This window comes from Psychrobacter maritimus (assembly GCF_904846345.1).
Classification (GTDB): Bacteria; Pseudomonadota; Gammaproteobacteria; order Pseudomonadales; family Moraxellaceae; genus Psychrobacter; species Psychrobacter maritimus.
This window is the reverse complement of the sequence record NZ_CAJHAJ010000025.1, coordinates 1-1,232: the sequence shown is the minus strand read 5'-3', so window position 1 is coordinate 1,232 and position 1,232 is coordinate 1. Positions and strand designations below refer to the sequence as shown.

The following is a 1,232-nucleotide window of genomic DNA, read 5'->3' as shown; positions in this document are numbered from 1 at the left end:
TGCTAGGGCTTTCTCTGCAGCCGCTAACTTATCCTGTGCGGTGATTAACTCACCTTTGGCTTTATCCGCTTCTGCTTGCGCAGTGGCCGCTTTTTGTTTCTCAAGCTCTGCCTGCGCTTTGGCGGCTTGCGCTGCTTGTTCTGCTTTTACTTTAGCATCTTTAGCAGCATTTTCTGCTGCTTGCGCCAGCTCTTTGGCTTCTTCTGCTGCCTTTTTAGCCGCTATTTCTGCTTTAAGTGACTCTTCAATTTCTTTAGCTTTGGCCGCTGCTACCGTAGCACGAAGATCTGCAGCTTTTGCTTTTTCTTCAGCGTCTTTAACTTTTGCTACTGCTTCACTAGCTATCTTTTTGGCTGCATCCACTTCTTCTTTAGATGCTTTTGCAGCGGCTTCAATTTTTGCTACTGCTTCGACTCTTGCAGCTTCTGCTGCTGCTTTTGCCTGTACTGCTTCTGCTCTTGCTGCATCAATTGCTGTCTTCGATGCTTCTGCTGCTTTTTCTGATTCCTCTCCAAACTTCAATTCTGCTGTTTTAAGCGCTTCTTCTGCTGCCTTGGTTTTGGCTTCTGCTACTTTAAGCGCTTCTTCTGCTGCTTTGGTTTTAGCCTCAGCCGCTTTAATAGCTTTTTCAGCCTCAGTTATATTACCAGCTCCACCTCCCGTATCAGTACCTGGCAACACAGGTGTTGGTTTCGGAGTGATAGGATCATCTCCGCCACTAGTCACACATGACGCTAGAATAATAGCACTTAAGAGAACCACACTGGCTTTGAGTGGTGTATTTAGTTTTTTTGCTGCTGTTACAGCTGAGATTGAATGACAGTTAGGCGACATTCGTCTTCCTCCATGAAGAGTTTATGATATTCCGTTACTTCGAATAAGATACAACTTTAATCCAGTTGCATGCATACATAAACAAATTCACTACAGAAAGTCAATTAATATTAATGAAATAATGTTCACTGTAATATTTAGTTACCAATTAATCCTTATAAGCGAATATAATGAGCTATATAGAGAAAATATGTATCAATATACGCACAAAAGAATATAGGATACTCTTGTATTTTCATAGTTATCCAAATTAAAATAATTACGATAATCAATGATGCATTTCCATGTATTTCGTCATTTTTTAGAGAAAGTAAGATAATCATCACTTTTTTAGAGTAAATTGAGTATTTCCTATGTTTTATAAGAATAGTTAGACTAATTTAAGGAAAATAATGAAG

The 1,232-nt window shown here is 39.5% G+C and carries 1 pseudogene; it reads right to left on the bottom strand.

Annotated features, from left to right (window positions below):
• Positions 1 to 834, bottom strand: a pseudogene (locus tag JMX50_RS13140) (hypothetical protein); the annotation flags it as partial.
• Positions 835 to 1,232 lie beyond the last annotated feature (398 nt).